The sequence below is a fragment of the Lysinibacillus sp. UBA5990 genome (assembly GCF_002429815.1).
Lineage (GTDB): Bacteria > Bacillota > Bacilli > Bacillales_A > Planococcaceae > Lysinibacillus > Lysinibacillus fusiformis.
This window is the reverse complement of record NZ_DJAY01000014.1, coordinates 1-19321: the sequence shown is the minus strand read 5'-3', so window position 1 is coordinate 19321 and position 19321 is coordinate 1. Positions and strand designations below refer to the sequence as shown.

The following is a 19321-nucleotide window of genomic DNA, read 5'->3' as shown; positions in this document are numbered from 1 at the left end:
TGTGAATGTCATACGCAAGAATTTGGGTATATAGTGTATACTAGGACTAATTATCAAAGCGGAAGAAGGGGTTTCTTGTGAGATCAAACTATGCAGATGATAGCTTAGCGCTACACACAGACTTATATCAAATCAATATGGCCGAATCCTATTGGGCTGATGGGATACATAATAAAAAAGCAGTTTTTGAGTTGTATTTTAGAAAATTACCATTTGGCAATGGTTACGCAATATTTGCGGGCCTAGAGCGGATGCTGGATTATTTACGGAATTTCCGTTTTAGTGATTCTGATATTGCGTATTTACGTGATGAAGTTGGTTATAAAGAGGATTTTATTGAGTATTTAAAAGATATTCGATTCACAGGGGATATGTATTCGATGGTAGAGGGAGAGCTTGTTTTTGCCAATGAACCGATTGTTCGAATAGAAGCTCCATTAGTGGAGGCTCAGCTTATAGAAACAGCATTATTGAACATTGTTAATTATCAAACATTAATAGCGACGAAGGCTAGTCGTATTAAACAAATCATTAAAAATGAAGTGGCTATGGAATTTGGTACACGACGCGCACAAGAAATGGATGCAGCTATTTGGGGTACACGTGCAGCATTTATAGGTGGTTTTGCTTCCACTAGTAATGTAAGAGCAGGTAAACTGTTTAACATCCCAGTGTCTGGTACACATGCACATGCGTTGGTACAGGCCTATAAAAATGATTATGATGCTTTCCATTCTTATGCAAAACGTCATAGCGATTGTGTTTTTCTTGTAGATACGTATAATACTTTGAAATCAGGAGTTCCAACGGCTATAAAAGTAGCTAAAGAATTAGGAGACAAAATTAATTTTATTGGTATTCGATTAGATAGTGGAGACATTGCGTTTTTATCAAAAGAGGCTCGTCGCATGCTAGATGCTGCAGGTTTCCATGATACAAAAATCATTGTTTCAAATGATTTGGATGAATACACGATCTTAAATTTAAAAGCTCAAGGGGCAAAAGTAGATGTGTGGGGAATAGGTACGAAGCTTATTACAGCGTATGATCAGCCTGCATTAGGTGCTGTTTACAAAATGGTTGCCATTGAAAACAGCGATGGTCAAATGGAGGATACCATTAAAATATCAGCGAATGCTGAAAAAGTATCAACGCCAGGTCTCAAAAATGTATATCGTATTATCGATAAAAAGAATGGCAAGGCAGAGGGAGATTACATTGCGATGCAAGATGAAAACCCTCAGGAGGAGGAACGTATTAAAATGTTCCACCCAATTCACACGTTTGTCTCTAAGTTTGTCACGAATTTCGAAGCGAAAAATTTACATCAGCATGTAATTCATAATGGAGAAATTAACTATCATAACCCAACGCTTGAGGAAATGCGTGATTATGCAGCCGGAAATTTAGAGCTGCTATGGGATGAATACAAACGTGCGATGAATCCTGAAGAGTATCCAGTCGATTTAAGTCAAAAATGCTGGGATAATAAAATGCGCAATATTGAGGAAGTTCATAACATGGTTAAGCAAATGTAAAAAGGGAGTGATGGAAACAATGACTTTACAACAACAAATCATTAAAGAATTACGTGTACAACCAACTATCGATGTGCACGAGGAAATACGTAAATCCATTGATTTCTTAAAGGAATATGCGAAACATTATAGTTTTGTAAAAGGATTTGTTCTTGGTATCTCTGGTGGTCAAGATTCAACATTAACAGGAAAGCTAGCGCAACTAGCTGTTGACGAGCTAAATAAAGAAGCTGGGGAAATGAAGTATTCATTTTGGGCGATTCGCTTACCATATGGAGTGCAAGCAGATGAGCAAGATTGTCAGGACGCTATCGACTATATTAAGCCGACGGGATCTTATACAGTGAATATAAAAGATGCTGTCGATGCGAGTGTGAGGGCCCTAGCAAATGCAGGTGTTCAGCTTAATGATTTTGTCAAAGGGAACGAAAAAGCACGGGAGCGTATGAAAGTGCAATATTCGATTGCTGCAATGAATGGAGCAGTCGTATTAGGAACGGATCATGCAGCCGAGGCAATCACAGGTTTTTATACTAAATTTGGTGATGGAGGAGCGGACTTAATGCCAATCTTTCGTTTGAATAAACGACAAGGGAAGCAGTTATTGGCAGAGCTCAAATGTCCTGAACATCTTTATATGAAGGTGCCAACAGCAGATTTGGAGGAAAATCGCCCATCTTTGCCAGATGAAGTGGCTCTTGGGGTGTCCTATGATCAAATTGATGATTATTTAGAGGGGAAGGAAATCCGAGAAGAACCTCGCCAACTACTGGAAGGATATTATTTACGTTCGCAACATAAACGCCATATGCCTATTACAATATTTGATGTTTTTTGGAAGTAAAATAAGGGAAAAGAGTTATAAAAGTGAATCTCACTTTTGAAAATAGCTCTTTTCTCTCTTTTTTTATGCAATTTGGTTCTATGTTGTTAAATATCATCATATAATGTCGATATAATTACCTATAAGGATTTTAAAATGTAAGGGAGGGTAACTAAATATGAGGACTTCTAGAGTAAATGCAACGACAAGTAGTGTTTTTCGTCAGGAAAATCAATATTTACATGCAGGTGATATTAGCCATAATTTTGGGCAAAATCCACAAAATCTATTTAAAAATAGTTTGCAAAGAAATAAAGAGAAGAAGCGCAGTTCAATAAATGCGCCAAATCAGCAGCAACAGCATCAACATACAGTGCCTATCCATATGGATAGTACGAATGATTTGCAAATACGTCGTGAATTAAATGAAACTGCGGTAAAGCTTAGTCGTTTAAGCAGACAAAAGAAGCGACTTAATAGTTACCGTTCTTCCATATAAAGACCAGACTCTCCACAGCCAAACATGTGGGGAGTTTTTTTGTATTTGAGTGAAAAAGAAGTGCTGAATTCAAATTATTTGAAATAAAGATGTTCATTGATTGTTCAAGATAATTTTTCCAATTCTTCACCGCGATTTTTTACTAATTTCACAACTAATCTGTATTGTTGAATATGGCAACAGAAAACTAAATTTGGAGGGAATAGTTGTGAAAAAATTATGGTTACCAGCATTAATATTATTATTTGTACTAGCAGCATGTACTAGCGAAAAACCTCAGGTAAAGGAGAAGGAATCAGAGCAAGGCGCTACTGAAATAGAAACGGAGGTAATGGATGATTCTGTACATGTTGCTTCACTTGTAGATCCGCGGTTACAAGAGCCGGAGGAGGATACAGTTTGTGAAATGTGTAATATGAAGGTTTACATGAAGGATCATGAAATGGGCATATTTTCAGCGCAAGCGATAAAAGAAGATGGGACTATTGCTTTTTATGACGATATTGGCTGTTTATTGAATGCAGAGGTTGCTAATGAAGAGAACAATGCAAAATTTGTCCGTGATTTTGTGACGAAGGAGTGGGCGAAGGTCGAAGATGTAACAATTGTGAAAACAGAGCTGAAATCTCCGATGAACTGGGGATATATTTACTTCGTGAACAAAGCGGAAGCAGATACATACATCCAAGAAAATTCGAATGCTTATATTGAGAAACTACAAAAAATTAAAGATGACGCATTGGAACGACGTAAGAAAATGATGAAAAAAAAGGCTGAGGGAGAGAATGGAGATTCTAGTTCTATGCATTCAAGTGATATGAATCATGGGCAAGAGGGGCATGGTCATTAAAAGCTTAGACTAGGGGAACTTTCCTCTAGTCTTTTCATGCTGAATAAGGGGGGACAGTAATGAAACGAATAGGATGGTTCGTATTGTTTTTTCTATGGACATGTCAAACAGCAAATGCGGAGTTTGATCTTCAATTTGCTATTGATCAAGCGAAACCTGGAGAGATTGTTCATATTCCTGCCGGTCGTTACCAAGGAAATTTTACCGTAAAGAAATCGATTAAACTCCAAGGAGAAAAAGGGGTTGAACTTTATTCCCAAAATACTGAACCTGCATTAAAAATAGACGATACGGCTAATGTCTCTGTTGAAGATATAATGATTTCTGCCAAAAACAAAGGGATTGTTGTTAATGAAGTGGAGAATTTAAAACTGAAAGCTATTGAAATAAAGGATGTACAAGTGGGTATCCATATTCAACGTTCTAAGCATATTCAACTATTAGAAAATAAGGTTGTTGGTAATCAGTTACATTATGCTGAAAAAGGCAATGGGATTGCTGTGTTTAAAAGTGAGGACATTGCTATTGAACACAATGCAATTGATTTAGTGCAAGATGGGATATATGTAGAAGAAGTGAGACATATCAATGTGCGACAAAACGAAGTGACAAACAGTCGTTATGGAACGCATTTTATGTATTCAAGTGATGTGAAGGTGCTTTTTAATTCATATTTACATAATGTGACAGGTCTTATGGTAATGATGACTACGGACTTAGAAATAGCGAGCAATACAATTAGTAACCATAATGATTTCAATAGCTATGGCCTTTTAATGTATGACACACAACAGGCGAAGGTGAGAAAAAATAGTATTCGAAATAATCGGGTAGGTGTAGCAATGCAAAAATGTTCAGTCATACAAATACAAGAAAATGGGTTTCAGATGAATCAGACTGCCTTAGAAGGAACAAAGGTAGATAATCACTCTATCATCAATGATAATCAGTTTACTGGAAATATATTAACGGCAAGATCAGACCAACAAGGCTTACGATTAGTTCGCAATTTTTATGATGATTACCGAGGGATAGATGTTGCGGGAGATGGTTTCGGAGATGTTCCATACGTGGCTGTGTCGAGCTTTGGTCAATGGATGGTGAGACAACCAGTTTATCAATTTTTTGTGGCATCACCGAGTGTTATGATTCTGACGTCACTTGATCAGGAAGTGAATAAAACAGAACAAAATTTGCTTGTAGATAACGAACCAAGATTAATTAGCCATACGAAAGAGAAGTCGTTTTCAATCAACATCTTACAATTTATTATTGGTTTAGTTGTATCTATGAGTGGATTTTGGCTGTGGAAAAGAGGGGTGTAAGTATGACGAGGTGGATAGCCATTCTAGTTATATGCAGTACAATATTGGGCGGTTGCGGCGAAAAGACGTATAACCCACGTGATATTATCAGTGAAACAGATATTTGTGAAATTTGTAATATGAGTATCGTTCATCATGAATATGCTGGACAAATTGTGCTCACAAATGGAGATTATAAGATTTTTGATGATATTGGCTGTTTGATGGATTATCTGGCGCTAAATGGTGAGGGTGAAATAGGCGCAGCCTATATTAAAAATAATGCAAATAATGAATGGATTGACGTTTATAAAGCCACCTATGTATACAATAAAGGTTATTGGACTCCGATGAACTATGGAGTACTTGCATTTGCGACGAAGGATGAGGCGCAGGAATGGATGATCAATGAAGGAGAGGGGCAATTATTAGCCTATCAAGATTTGCTGACGTTTAAATGGGGGATTCATGAATGATGTTTGTGAAAATAGAGTTGAAGCAAATTTTAAGAAGCCATTGGATGCAACTAGTAGCTTTTCTTTTTACTTTTGTATTTGTAGCCATTATTGTCATTCAGCGAATGGCATTACCTGATGTGGAGGGCTTTACACGTCAAACGGCATCATTTTTAAATGTGTTATTGTTTCTATTACCTTTATTTATTATCACCATTGGAAGTATGAGTATAGCCGGCGATATTGAATCTGGCTGGTTTTCGTTATTAAAAACATATCCAATGAAAATATGGCAATATATTATAGGGAAATATGTGGCTATATCACTTGCCTTTTTATTAGTAGTGCTTGTGGCATTTGGCGTTGTCTTAGCAATAGGTGGTCTATTAGGCGGCGTCCAGTTACCGATTATTTTAGTGATCCTTACGTTATTATGTATCTTTATATTTGTCTCATTAGGTATTGTACTGGGGGCAATGGCTAAAACAAGATTATTTGCACTAGCCTTATCACTTGTTGTATGGTCCGTTTTTTTACTGCTCATTTCTTATGCGTTAATGGCTCTAGGTGCAGTTGTAGCGGGTCATGTTTTACAAAAACTTACCATTATGTCGATACATATTAATCCCGTAGAATGGCTACGCTTTGGTTATTTTATATTCACCAATCAGGCTAGTGTGCTTGGTCCAGCATTTTATGGTATCACTAGGTTTTATTCGTCAACTGTAGGTCATGTGTTGTATGTGGTGGTGACGCTTCTTTGGATCCTTCTACCACTTTTGCTAGCTACTAAGTTTTCAAAGGAGGTCACACAGCGATGATTCTTTTAGAAGCCAAAAATATAGCCAATGTCTATGAAAATGGTAGAGGTTTAAAAGAAGCTACCTTTACATTACATTCTGGTAAAATTTTAGCGTTGGTTGGGGGCAATGGTGCTGGAAAGAGTACGTTGATCCGTTTACTAACGGGTCAAGAGAAGGGAAAGTCCGGAGAAATGATATGGCACAAACCAGATGTCATTCGTTATATGCCTGACGACGTAAATTTTCCAACCATGCTAACGGCAGCTGAAATTTTTAATCTACTAGCTTCTTTAAAGCAAGTAGATCAAGATGAACAAGAGTGCATATTAAAGCGTGTTTCCTTGTGGGATGTTCGTAATCAACCAGCTAAACAATTCTCTAAAGGGATGCTTCAGCGATTAAATCTTGCGCAATGTTTACTTGGAAGTGGATCTTTGCTGATCTTGGATGAACCGACAAATGGTCTTGATCCATTTTGGATAGCGCAATTAAAAAATGTAATGTTAGAGGAAAAGAACAAAGGAAATACGGTCATATTCTCTACTCACTTGCTGTCTTTTGCTGAAGAAATAGCAGATGATGTATTAGTTTTACATGATGGTGAAATTATTATTTCTGGTGAAATCACTGAAATTTTCACACAAGAAAATTCTACATCTTTGGAAGAAATATGGTTAAAAAGATTAAAATTGTAACATTCTAATGAATAGTGACGTTATATACTAAACAAGGCTTGTTTGACTACGTTCAGGCAAGCCTTGTTTAGTATGTGTTATCGAAGGGAAGAAGTTTCTGATAATTGTTTTACTAGACATATTTCGATATGCTTATGATAAGTTATCGTGCAATTCACACAATTGTTGGATGAAATGGAGGTTTTTTAATTTATGAATTCTCAAATACAAAATGTGCTAGAAAATATAGAGAAAGTGATGATTGGAAAGAGAGAGGTGGCTGAGCTAAGTCTGGTTGCTTTATTAGCGAGGGGGCACGTATTGTTAGAGGATGTGCCTGGCGTTGGGAAGACAATGATGGTTCGTTCATTAGCAAAATCCTTTGATGCTCAGTTTAAGCGAATCCAATTTACGCCGGATTTATTACCTTCCGATGTAGTGGGAATCTCTATTTATAATCCGAAGACATTGGAGTTTGAATTTCGTCCAGGACCCATCATGGGGGATGTTATTTTAGCCGATGAAATAAATCGTACATCGCCAAAAACACAGTCAGCTTTACTGGAGGGAATGGAAGAAGCTTCTGTTACTATTGATGGTAAAACACTTGCAATTAATCAGCCGTTCTTTGTAATGGCCACGCAAAATCCGATAGAACATGAAGGAACTTATCCATTGCCTGAAGCACAGCTTGATCGTTTTTTGCTGAAAATAAAAATGGGCTACCCTAGTAGAGGACAAGAAGTGGAAATTTTACGTCGCGCGGAAAATGGCAAAGCGATTGAAAAGATCGATGCAGTATTGTCGGTAGCTCAATTAATTGAGTTACAAGAGCTCGTTCAAGGAGTGTACGTTGAAGATTCAGTAAAAAATTACATGGTGGAGCTTGCTACTCAAACTAGAGAAAACAGCTATGTTTATTTAGGCGTAAGTCCCAGGGCGACACTAGCCTTAATGAAGGCTTCTCAAGCCTACGCATTTATGAAAGGGCGTAGCTATGTAACACCTGATGATGTCCAATACCTTGTCCCATTTGTCTTTAGCCATCGCCTAGTTTTAAAACCAGATGCTCGCTATGATAATGTAACAGCAAGTGAAATTATTGAACGTATCATTGCCAAAACACCAGTACCAACAAAAAGGTTTGCAGAACAATGAAGCAATGGAAAGCTTTTTTAGAGAAAAGTAAACATTTCCTATTAGTAGTTTTCTTAATGATTGTAACGTTTTGTTATGCGATGTTCCAAGGTGGATTTGTTAGTTGGTTTGTGTTTTTTACGGTAAGTCCATTTTTAGTGTATGCCTTATTTTTCTTTGTTGTTAGAGAAAGTATCTTAGTAGTAGAGCGCAAAATCGAGCCAGCACATGTAGAACGTGGTCAATCAGCAAAGGTCATGATTTCGATCGAAAGAAAAACACGTTTTCCTTTTGCTTATATGTTGATGGAGGAACTTGTAGATAGTGAGGGGTTAGTTCAGGCGAAGCTACAAAGTTCAACGGCTATAAAATTTGTTGGCTTTAGAAAAAAATTTAACTGGCATTATGAATTTGTAAATATGCCTCGTGGCGAACACCGTTATTTGGGTGTTACCGTCGCTTTCTATGATTTTTTTGGTTGGGCAAAAAAAATGGTGGTGGCCGAGAAAGAACAAACTATTTTAGTGTACCCAAGGCTAAGAGAAATGAAATATTCGGCACTTCAAACAAAATATGATGTTGGGCCAATGATGTCTCCTTATTCCATAGTAAAGGATACTACTATGGCCGTTGGGTTACGAGAATATGTTCCTGGGGATCGTTTTTCATGGATTCATTGGAAGTCATTCGCGAAAACCCAAACCTTACAATCTAAGGAATTTGAGGATAGACAATCTTCTGAGCTAATGTTAGTGCTTGATGCCAAGAAATCAACGTTATTTGAGGATAAGATTGAGCTAGTAGCATCTATGCTCAAGATGATCGTGCAGGAACTTGGTGATATTTCCTTTATTTCTGCTGGAGAAGTGACAAAGGTATTCCCTGTTATACAAGGTGAAAAGCAGTTAGATCAGGTTATGTATCATTTGGCAGCTATAAAATCTACTGAGAATGTAAAATTTCGATTTTATGACCAGCAAGCCTTTAAGCAAGTAGCGACATTGCTTTATGTGACTAATGAAATATCAGAAGAATTCCTACATACTCTTGCGAATATAGTGAAAAGTTGTATTTGTTTTGTCGTGGCAAAACAGCCACCTGTGCAGTCTGAGGTTACATTGCGTTATAAACATATTCAAATTGTCTATGTAGATCCAACAGATTTTTATCATGTATTCACGGAGGTGAAGAAGCCGTGAAACAAACAGTAGCGGAATTTTTAGAGTTAGCGGTCGCCTATATTATTGTCTTCTTTATTTTGCGTGAATGGCTAATACCAATTATGCAATTAACTAATACAGGAGGGTTTCATCTCTTCCTAGTTTTTATTGGCTTGTCCCTAGCCTTAAGTTTATTCCGAGTACATCCTTTATTATCAGGGATTGTAAAGTTTGGTTATATTACTTGGTGCATTGTCTTTATTTATAGCGAAAGCCCAGTGCTTTCTGGAAAGTCCATATCCTTCTTATTAGCAGAATGGAAAGGGAATATGGCCGCTATTCTATCAGGTGATTTTGGTCTAGTATCCGATGCCTTTAGAACAGTGCTATTTCTAGTATTAATATGGATGCTTGTTTACTTAATCCACCATTGGGTCTCCGTAAGGAAAAATATATTTTACTTTTTTGCCATGACAGTATTCTTTATTGCTACGTTAGACACGTTTAGTGAATACAATGGGAAAATAGCTATTGTTAAAGTGGTTATTTTAGGATTAATGATGACAGGTGTCCTATTTGTCAAACGTTTATGGCTTCAAGTGGGTACAACGAGCAATACGTTTGGGAGATGGAAAATTGTTATTCCAATGCTTGTATCCATATTACTTGTCGGGACTATCGCCTTCTTTTTACCAAAGACAGGGCCGACATGGGCAGATCCTGTGCCGTTTATTCAAGGTGTTACTGGACAAGATGGAAATGGAACAGGCATGAAATCAGTCGGCTATAGTCAAGATGATAGTCAATTAGGTGGACCTTTCCAAGGGGATAATACATTAATTTTTACTGCGTCTTCACGTGATCGTCATTATTGGCGTATTGAAACAAAAGATACTTATACATCAAAGGGATGGATTTTGTCAGAGGGGAACTTCGGAAAAAATGTATATGAGGCAAATGCGCAGATTATGACCTCTTTACAAGTAGGCCCACCTGAAAACAAACGTCAAATTCAATTGGACATTGCGACCTCGATGCCGTTTTTAATTCAAACATATGGCTTGTTATCTGTTTCGGCTCAAGATTCCACATTATTTATTCAGGACGAGCAGACAGAAAAGATGACTATAGAGCAGCAGAATGATACATCTACATCTTTATCAGGCTATACTTTATCGTATAGTGAGCCTGTCTATAGTATGGAACAGCTGCAATTATCATTCCCCGCCACACTTGAAACGTTAGATTCATCATTTGATCGCTTTATGCAGCTGCCAGCGCAATTGCCACAGCGAGTAAGAGATTTGGCGTTATCGATAACACAGGATAAAACTACGGTTTACGATCAAATTAAGGCAGTGGAAGGTTATTTTAGGACAAACGGTTTTAGGTATGATAAAAAACAAGCGGCTATTCCTGCAGAAAATCAAGATTATGTTGATCAGTTTTTATTTGATACAAAAGTAGGTTATTGTGATAATTTCTCAACTTCAATGGTAGTACTTTTACGTTCAATAGGCATTCCAGCTCGCTGGGTCAAAGGATTTGCGCCTGGAACTGCAGGACCCATGTCAGATGGTCTGAGAGAGTATCGAATTACCAATGACAACGCACACTCATGGGTAGAGGCATATATACCTGGAACAGGGTGGATGGAGTTTGAACCTACAATAGGCTTTAGCGGCAACGTTAACATTGATTATGATATACCATTAGATACATCCGAACAGGAGGAAATAGTACAGCCAGAGCAAAAAACTGAGCAACCGCAAAAGCAGGAACAAGTATCTAATAAAGAACAAAGTAAATCAATGTTTAGCCTGGATATGTTATGGACTTGGTTGAAGAAGTTTGCTTATATTTGGATAATCGTTTTTGTTTTATTGATTATCAGTGGGATTGCTTTATACTTGCAGCGCAAAACTTGGCTTCCTAAAATGCATGTTCGAGTATATCGTAAAAAGACTGCCAATTGGTCTACCTTTGATTCCTCCTATCAGATTCTTCTTAAGCAATTATCACGTATTGGATTGCGTATGAGAGATGGGGAAACGTTGCACATGTTTGCAGAACGTGTGGATGCATCATTAGAGACAGATAAAATGCAAAAGCTAACGGCTGTTTATGAGCAACATGTTTATGGGAAGGATAAACAAGAAGTGGATTTCATGAAGCTGAAAGAAAGTTGGGAATATTTAATCAATCGCACTATCGGTTGATTTTAACTTAGACAAAGAGTAAAATGAAAAAAATTAAATGCAAGGATTGCTTTCATATAAGTTCGATAATAAGGTTCGGATGTTTCTACGAAATCACCATAAATGATTTCTCTATGAAGGCGGATGTATTCGCTAGGTGAGAAGTATAGTAAATCACTTTACTTTGCTACGCATTCGCCTTTATAAATCATCATGAGCTTTTTGAACGCGTAGAAAGATTTTACTTTCTTCGCGTTTTTCTTTGAACAAATGAAATATCCTTTAAAAATAGTAGAAGAGGTGGAAATTTTGACAGCTAGCCCTTTATTAAAAGAGCAAGAAAAAATCGTTGTACTTGACTTCGGTAGCCAATTTAACCAATTAATTACTCGTCGTATCCGTGAGTTTGGTGTATTCAGTGAATTACATCCACATACAGTAACTGCAGAAGAAATTAAAGAAATGAACGCAGCTGGTATTATTTTTTCAGGTGGTCCAAACTCTGTTTATGATGAAAATGCTTTCCATGTGGATCCAGCCATTTTTGAATTAGGCCTACCAATACTAGGCATTTGCTATGGTATGCAATTAATGGCTCATACAAATGGTGGTAAAGTAGAAGGCGCTGAAACTCGTGAATATGGTAAAGCTGAAATCAAAGTAACTGCTTCCAATAAATTATTTGGTGAGTTACCAACTGAGCAAATCGTATGGATGAGCCATGGTGACCATGTAACAGAAGTTCCTGCTGGATTTGAAGTTATCGCAACGAGTGCATCATGTCCGATTGCAGCAATGGCAAATGTAGAACGTAAACTATACGCTGTTCAATTCCACCCAGAGGTACGTCACTCTGTTTATGGTAATGATTTATTACGTCAATTCGTTTTCGATGTTTGTGAAGCAAAAGGTGATTGGTCAATGGCCAACTTCATCGAACTTGAAATCGCAAAAATTCGTGAAATTGTAGGCGATAAAAAAGTATTATGTGCGCTTTCAGGTGGTGTTGACTCATCAGTTGTAGCGGTTCTTATTCACAAAGCAATCGGTGACCAATTAACTTGTATGTTCGTAGACCACAACTTAAACCGTAAAGGTGAAGTTGAGCAAGTGATGAAAACATTTACTGAAGATTTTGATATGAATCTTATTAAAATTGATGCTCGCAAACGTTTCATGGACAAACTTGCAGGTGTATCAGATCCAGAGAAAAAACGTAAAATTATCGGTAATGAATTTATTTACGTATTTGATGAAGAAGCATCAAAGCTTGAAGGTATGGATTTCTTAGCACAAGGTACTCTTTATACAGATATTATTGAATCAGGTACTTCAACTGCACAAACAATCAAATCACACCATAATGTTGGTGGACTTCCAGAAGATATGCAATTCAAATTAATCGAACCATTAAAAACTTTATTCAAAGATGAAGTACGAGCATTAGGCTTAGAACTTGGTCTGGATGAAAAAATTGTTTGGCGTCAACCGTTCCCAGGTCCTGGATTAGGTATCCGAGTACTTGGTGAAGTAACAGAAGAAAAATTAGAAATCGTTCGCGAATCTGATTTCATCTTACGTGAGGAGATCGCCAATGCTGGCCTTGATCGTGACATTTGGCAATACTTCACGGTATTACCTGATATCCGTTCAGTTGGTGTTATGGGCGATGCACGTACGTATGATTACGCAATCGGTATCCGTGCGGTAACATCTATCGACGGTATGACTTCTGACTGGGCACGCATCCCATGGGATGTACTAGAAAAAATCTCTGTCCGCCTAGTAAACGAAGTAAAACACGTTAACCGCGTAGTGTATGATATTACATCTAAGCCACCAGCAACGATTGAGTGGGAATAGGTCAAAACCCCTAACACCTCGCAATCTTAGTTGTATCAACGGTTGATGGTTGTCTGAGTGAGCATTTACTTGTTCAACTGTAACAATTGCGTTTCAAAACAGGACTTTCCTTTATTCATGTAAATTCATGATTAAAGGGAGGTCTTTTTTTATGACTAGAATCATTGAACTGCTTGACGATTTCAAAATGAATCAAGAAATCATTGGTCGTAAACCAAAGTATGTACAGATGTGTGTTTGACGCTTGAAGCGTTGACAGGTGCATGGTTGAAGAAGTGGAAGAAATTGAGCCAATGCCATTAAGAAATACGTTCAGTACCGTCAACAACTAGGTAATGAAAAGCCAATTACACTAAACAACAATATCGCTACCTTGAAGGTGTTCTTTAATTACTTGATTGATGAAGAATATCTTGAAGATAAGAGTAATCCTATGCGTAGAATCAAAAGTTTGAATGAAGAAAAGCGTGTTGTCTTTACGTTCAATGACGAACAAGTGAAACGCATCATCAATGATTTTGAAGGAAGAAACGTATTCTAACATTCGGGACAAACTGATTCTAATTATACTTTTTGATACAGGTATACGTGTTAGTGAACTATGTGACATTAAGGAAGTCGACATTTCAATGCGCCATATTCTTATTCACGGTAAGTGTTCAAAACGGTGTCTAGTGTACATTAGCAAGACTATGAGGAAGTATATGCGTAAGTTTGAGGAAGCCAAGAAACAGCGCTTCAAGCATAAGGAGAGCCATGAGGTAGAGGATTTCTATTTTCTAGGCCAATGTGCTCAATAGTTACAACGCTCACGCATCAACAAGATTTTAAAAGAGCATTGTGACAACGTAGGAGTGCGTGAGGAGGTTCGTTGCTCACCTCATGACTGTAGCCACTACTTTGAACAAAAACAACTCAGAAATGGGATAGACGTGTATAGTTGGAGGATTGCTCGGTCACTTCGACACTCAGGAAACGGCTAAGTACCTTAGAGGGCTTGAACAAGATAGTATACTTGAAATTGGTCGCCTACACACTCCATTGAATGATATAAGTATCTAGAGGAATGTAACGAATTATATAAAAATTCGGTTAAATTACCTTCTTTTGAGTTATTTGATGTTGTAGCAGGGTTTACTAAACATTTGAATCAGATTTTTTCAATCGTACTTAAAGATAATAAAAAGGCCAAGTTAGTTGGATTTGATAAAGGTTCAGAATGGTATCAAATCGCTTTAGAAAGTTTAGTGGACTTCAAGATATTCGGTTTTTTCTTATCAAATGCTATCAAGTATGTAAAAATAGTGTTAGAGGATAAACAGAATGATACAGAGATACATTGTTAGAGCATAATAGCGAATCTGATTCCAGTGACGAGGATTAGTTATTAAGGCACATCATTAATGGGTGTGCTTTTTCTATTGCCTATCTCTACAGAACAGCATTGTAAAGCATTGAGGTTTGTTCAAGTGGATGATTCGTCAAGTTGATTAATCTCACGGTTGGTGCTATGAAGCGTTCTTGTGATTGTTGTGAGAGCAACACAAAAGGACTTGAATATATGAAAATAATCATAAACCCAAGTCCTGTTTACATAAGAATTAGTTATCATTTTTGAATCTATGAAGAAATTTCGCCTAATGTTTATACAAGCCTGCTAAGGAAGAAAAAATTCAGAATCCAACTGAGAATAGAGATGATAATAATACTCCACGCATTTTTTTTACGCTGTTTTACACCAACAATTCCCATAATCACACCTAACAATGGTGATAATAAAAAACCGATAATATAAGCAAAAATATTGTAGGTTTTATAACTGTAAGTTTCATTACCTCCATTGTGAAATTTTTCATTATACATATTAATTCCCCTTTTCTTTACAATATTCCCAATAATTTGATAGTAGACTGTATAGAAAAGTATAACACGTTTCCAAATGTTGGCGTATATGCATGTGACACTAACAAGAAAGATTGGCTGTTACCCAGGCAATTTTTACTAATACCTATGGATAGGAGGTTTAAATAAGTGGGGGCTGAAGAAATTCTATTACTTGGAATAGGGATTGTATGTTTTATCTTGTCTTAAATGAAAAATATAAACTAAACGAGAATTATAGGAATATTATATTTACAATACTCATTATTGATGGATATTTTTTTGTAGTGCATAAAGTTATAAAACCTAGTGAAGATGTATTGAAAAATCCCGATTATATAAAATATCTTTCATTCATTCTTTTGTGCTGATGGCTCTATTGCTAGTTTTATGATTTGGAGGTTTGGAAAGGAATTAATAGAAGAAAATCGCACTTATCTAATTTGGATGCTTAGTTACATAGTATAAATGTTTTCGGTTACTTATTTTATTATTTACCATTACAATAATGATGCATTTATGTATGTTGAAAATGAAGAATGGTATGAACTTGCTTTTGATTTTCTTTACTACTCATTTAGCAGAGGCTTAACTTTCGGTGGAGGAACATTGGAACCTATGTCTTTTTTAGCGAAGTTATGTTCATTGGTTCAAACTGTGATATTTTACTTCGTTATTGCTAAAGGATTAGTTGCTTATAATAAAGACAAAAAATCGAAGTAGAGGGGAATTTCCGAACTGAAGAAAAGAGTCTCTTGTTATTTTGACTGTCCTCTACTAGCCACATGAATTAACATAGCACACGAAACGACTTGTCTATTATTCAAAATAATAACGGTGTAAAACAGGGGTTCACCTGCTACAATTGAGGACAAGAATTACATGAATTGAACGGAATATCCTGTTTTGAGAAACAAATAGAAACTCAATTGTATCAAGGATTTATAAGTATAGTGTATGATATTACATCTAAGCCACCAGCAACGATTGAGTGGGAATAGTAGCAAAAGCCCTAAAAACTCTGAGAGGTTTTTAGGGCTTTTTTGATTTAATTATTTCTGAATTTATGGCTAAATAAAGTATCTCAACATGGAAAAATTGCTGGTAAAGTATTGTGTGTAGTAAACTAAATGAATGCAAAAGAACTTATACTATTCAGATTTGGGGGGATTTAAATGGAGAAAAATAAACCAATAATTCATACATTAGCAGTTGGGATGCCAAAAGAATTGATTGATAGTAAAGGGCGTTCGATGATTACAGGTATTGAAAAGGAAAAAATGCAAGAAGTTTATTTGTCAGCTCATGGCTTCGACGGTGATGATGTTGCTGATAAAAAACATCATGGTGGACCTGATCGTGCAGTTTGTTTATATCCTGCGGAACATTACATACAATGGGAACAAGAACTTGGTAAACCATTGCCAACTGCTGCTTTCGGTGAAAATCTAACGGTTTCAAATATGCTAGAAGAGGATATTTGTATTGGTGATATTTATAAAATAGGAGATGCTGTCATTCAGATTACACAAGGGCGTGTTCCATGTAGTACGATCGACAAATATACTGAATCAAACACATTGCTCAAACGTATGATTGAAACTGGTTATACTGGCTTCCTTGCGCGCGTACTAGAAGAGGGGACAATCTGTGCGAACTCGAATATTGAATTAGTAGAAAAGCATCCTGCCCAAGTTTCTGTGTTGTATTGCAACGAAGTATATTTTAAAAATAAAGATGCGGGTGCGATGGAACATATCCGAGCAGTTGATGCATTGGCGGAAGATTGGAAACAGAAGTTAGAAAAAAGAATTCAGGTCTTGCAAAGTAAAGTGATGAATTAAAAATTATCGGCAAGGAAATCTGTCTTAAAATCCTTTAGAACTTGAGTGAGTTCTAAGGGTTTTTTTATATTATTGCTTTCAGTGAAATGTTCAGTACTTGGACTTTTTAGTAGCTGTTTATTAAAATATGAACATTAAATAAGAAATTTACACGAACTTTCGTATTTTATTTTATAAAATTGTTCGGAAATAGGGTTGAAATCTAAAAAGTGAAATGATATATTACGAATGTAAATTAAATAAGTCGTCGTATAATGTCGGGAATAAGGCCCGTGAGTTTCTACCAAGTTACCGTAAATAACTTGACTACGATTGAGGTTTATATATGAATGTATAAACCCTAATTTATTTCACACATTAATGTGGATGAAATATATCGTAGACATGCGACTAGTAGATTAGTCCGCGTGTTTTTTTTGTTTTCGATATTGAAGACGACCATACGGAGGATTTTTTTATAATGAAAAAATATTTCATGTTTGATGAATTAGGAACTAATTACCGCCGTGAAATAATAGGTGGTATTACAACCTTCCTTGCGATGGCATATATTCTAGCTGTTAACCCAGGTATTCTAGAAAATGCAGGGATGGATAAAGGTGCTGTTTTCGTAGCAACAGCATTAGCTGCAGCAGTTGGTTCTTTAATAATGGGTATTTTCGCTAAATTCCCAATTTCACTTGCTCCTGGTATGGGATTAAACGCATTCTTCGCCTTTACTGTAGTGGGGGCTTACGGTATTCCATGGCAAACTGGTCTAACTGGCGTATTCTTCTCTGGGATTATCTTTATTATTTTATCTCTAACAGGTATTCGCGAAACAGTTATTAACGCAATTCCAGTACAACTTAAATATGCTGTTTCGGCAGGTATTGGATTGTTTATTACTTTCGTAGGTTTACAAGGTGCAGGAATTATTGTAGATAGTCCAGCTACTTTAGTAACTCTAGGAACTTTCACTGGTGCTACATTGTTAGCGGTATTCGGAATTGTTTTATCTGTTATTCTGATTATTAAATTACGCAGTGTCGGTATTTTCTTAGGGATGGTTATTACTGCGATTATTGGTATGGTGACAGGTATTATTGAACCTCCAACGGCAATTGTTTCTGCTATTCCAAGTGTGGATTCTACATTCATGGTGGCACTACAACCACTTGGAGATATTGAATCATTATTTAACGTGAAATTTTTAGTAGTTGTATTAACGTTCTTGTTTGTAGACTTCTTTGATACAGCAGGTACATTAATGGCTGTGGCAACACAGGCTGGGTTAGTAAAAGATAATAAATTACCACGTGCAGGTCGCGCATTAATGGCAGATGCACTTGCAACAACAATTGGTTCTTTATTTGGTACATCTACGACTACTGCCTATGTAGAATCAACTTCAGGGGTAGCAGCTGGAGCTCGCTCTGGGTTCTCAGCAGTAGTAACAGCAGTACTTTTCTTAGTAGCTTTATTTTTCTCTCCATTATTAGCAGTAGTAACGCCAGCAGTAACAGCACCTGCTCTAGTAATTGTAGGAGTACTGATGGTATCATCATTACGTTTAATTGATTGGGATAAATTTGAGATTGCAGTACCAGCATTCTTTACCGTATTAATGATGCCTCTTGGTTATTCCATTGCTACTGGTATTGCAATTGGCTTCGTGTTCTATCCGATCACAATGTTGTTAGCGGGACGCAAAAAAGAAATTCACCCTATGATGTATGGTTTATTCTTTGTCTTCCTGGCTTATTTCATCTGGGTACGATAAATAAAAACACTTTGAAAATCACCCCCATTGTTAAGGAGTAGTTTTAACAATGGGGGTGATTTTTTATTCCTGGCTTAGGAGCAGTAAATAATTAAATACTTTTATTGTTATTCTATTCGTCTCTTTTGCTATTTAAAATAAGCATAACTTTAACAAATTATATAATGTTGTTTTGACCATTATATAGAAGAAACTCACTTTTTAATAATAAGAATAGTTTTACTTTAATGAAACACTTGCAAACTTTATTTTATGATGATATATTTAAACACGTTGTTACGAAACAAACGAACAACTTAAAAAATATTAACATAGACGTTGACAACAAGTTAACAATATGTTAAATTATAAAAAGTTACTTGAAAGTAACTAGCAAATGAACCTTGAAAACTGAACAAGCAAAACGTAATCAATAAAGTTTTTAGTAGCTAGCCTCGCTAGTGAACGAAACAAAAATTTTGGACATCAAAATAGATGCCAGCAAAACAGTTTGAGCTAATCAAATTTCTTTTATGGAGAGTTTGAGCCTG

Annotated in this window: 17 protein-coding genes and 2 riboswitches; of the genes, 16 read left to right on the top strand and 1 reads right to left on the bottom strand. The window is 36.4% G+C overall.

Annotated features, from left to right (window positions below):
- Positions 1–77: 77 nt before the first annotated feature.
- The 13 genes from B3D94_RS12090 (at position 78) to B3D94_RS12030 (ending at position 14104) form a co-directional block, all read left to right on the top strand.
- A complete protein-coding gene (locus B3D94_RS12090) occupies positions 78–1538 on the top strand; it encodes a nicotinate phosphoribosyltransferase (RefSeq protein ID WP_083244748.1) in 1461 nt (486 codons plus the stop codon).
- 19 nt (positions 1539–1557) lie between these two features.
- Complete coding sequence (gene nadE, locus B3D94_RS12085; RefSeq protein ID WP_069482748.1) at positions 1558–2382, top strand: ammonia-dependent NAD(+) synthetase; 825 nt, start codon at positions 1558–1560, stop codon at positions 2380–2382.
- Between the two features lie 157 nt (positions 2383–2539).
- Positions 2540–2860, top strand: coding sequence for an NAD synthetase (locus B3D94_RS12080; protein WP_069482747.1), 321 nt, complete (start codon positions 2540–2542; stop codon positions 2858–2860).
- Positions 2861–3068: 208 nt separating this feature from the next.
- The gene (locus B3D94_RS12075) at positions 3069–3710 is read left to right on the top strand and encodes a hypothetical protein (RefSeq protein ID WP_291757383.1); all 642 of its coding nucleotides are present in this window, start codon (positions 3069–3071) and stop codon (positions 3708–3710) included.
- Positions 3711–3769: 59 nt separating this feature from the next.
- Positions 3770–5035 (top strand): right-handed parallel beta-helix repeat-containing protein, encoded by a 1266-nt coding sequence (locus B3D94_RS12070; protein WP_291757381.1) that lies wholly within the window; start codon positions 3770–3772, stop codon positions 5033–5035.
- Positions 5036–5037: 2 nt separating this feature from the next.
- Complete coding sequence (locus B3D94_RS12065) at positions 5038–5490, top strand: nitrous oxide reductase accessory protein NosL (protein ID WP_069482745.1); 453 nt, start codon at positions 5038–5040, stop codon at positions 5488–5490.
- The gene (locus B3D94_RS12060; RefSeq protein ID WP_232540700.1) at positions 5487–6290 is read left to right on the top strand and encodes an ABC transporter permease; all 804 of its coding nucleotides are present in this window, start codon (positions 5487–5489) and stop codon (positions 6288–6290) included. The genes B3D94_RS12065 and B3D94_RS12060 overlap by 4 nt, the downstream gene beginning before the upstream one ends.
- Positions 6287–6967 (top strand): ABC transporter ATP-binding protein, encoded by a 681-nt coding sequence (locus B3D94_RS12055; RefSeq protein ID WP_036120799.1) that lies wholly within the window; start codon positions 6287–6289, stop codon positions 6965–6967. Before B3D94_RS12060 ends, B3D94_RS12055 begins: the two co-directional genes overlap by 4 nt.
- Before the next feature lie 192 nt (positions 6968–7159).
- Positions 7160–8104 carry an AAA family ATPase gene (locus B3D94_RS12050; RefSeq protein ID WP_193833167.1) on the top strand — a complete coding sequence of 315 codons (945 nt, stop codon included), beginning with the start codon at positions 7160–7162 and terminating at the stop codon, positions 8102–8104.
- Complete coding sequence (locus B3D94_RS12045; protein WP_291757376.1) at positions 8101–9282, top strand: DUF58 domain-containing protein; 1182 nt, start codon at positions 8101–8103, stop codon at positions 9280–9282. Before B3D94_RS12050 ends, B3D94_RS12045 begins: the two co-directional genes overlap by 4 nt.
- A complete protein-coding gene (locus B3D94_RS12040) occupies positions 9279–11462 on the top strand; it encodes a transglutaminase TgpA family protein (RefSeq protein WP_291757374.1) in 2184 nt (727 codons plus the stop codon). The genes B3D94_RS12045 and B3D94_RS12040 overlap by 4 nt, the downstream gene beginning before the upstream one ends.
- A 32-nt stretch (positions 11463–11494) precedes the next feature.
- A riboswitch (purine riboswitch) is annotated at positions 11495–11596 on the top strand.
- A 154-nt stretch (positions 11597–11750) separates the two neighbouring features.
- Positions 11751–13304: a glutamine-hydrolyzing GMP synthase gene (gene guaA, locus B3D94_RS12035; protein WP_036120786.1), complete on the top strand. Its 1554-nt coding sequence runs from the start codon at positions 11751–11753 to the stop codon at positions 13302–13304.
- Positions 13305–13816: 512 nt separating this feature from the next.
- Entirely contained in the window at positions 13817–14104 is a 288-nt protein-coding gene (locus B3D94_RS12030; RefSeq protein WP_291757370.1) for a tyrosine-type recombinase/integrase, read from the top strand.
- Positions 14105–14948: 844 nt separating this feature from the next.
- Here B3D94_RS12030 and B3D94_RS12025 read toward each other — a convergent pair.
- Positions 14949–15167 (bottom strand): hypothetical protein, encoded by a 219-nt coding sequence (locus tag B3D94_RS12025; RefSeq protein WP_291757368.1) that lies wholly within the window; start codon positions 15165–15167, stop codon positions 14949–14951.
- Positions 15168–16072: 905 nt separating this feature from the next.
- Here B3D94_RS12025 and B3D94_RS23025 point away from each other — a divergent pair.
- The 3 genes from B3D94_RS23025 (at position 16073) to B3D94_RS12015 (ending at position 18791) form a co-directional block, all read left to right on the top strand.
- Complete coding sequence (locus B3D94_RS23025) at positions 16073–16186, top strand: hypothetical protein (protein ID WP_083244747.1); 114 nt, start codon at positions 16073–16075, stop codon at positions 16184–16186.
- Between the two features lie 174 nt (positions 16187–16360).
- A complete protein-coding gene (locus B3D94_RS12020) occupies positions 16361–17029 on the top strand; it encodes an MOSC domain-containing protein (RefSeq protein WP_069482736.1) in 669 nt (222 codons plus the stop codon).
- Positions 17030–17256: 227 nt separating this feature from the next.
- A riboswitch (purine riboswitch) is annotated at positions 17257–17358 on the top strand.
- A gap of 131 nt (positions 17359–17489) precedes the next feature.
- Positions 17490–18791 (top strand): NCS2 family permease, encoded by a 1302-nt coding sequence (locus B3D94_RS12015; RefSeq protein WP_008173678.1) that lies wholly within the window; start codon positions 17490–17492, stop codon positions 18789–18791.
- Positions 18792–19321: the final 530 nt, after the last annotated feature.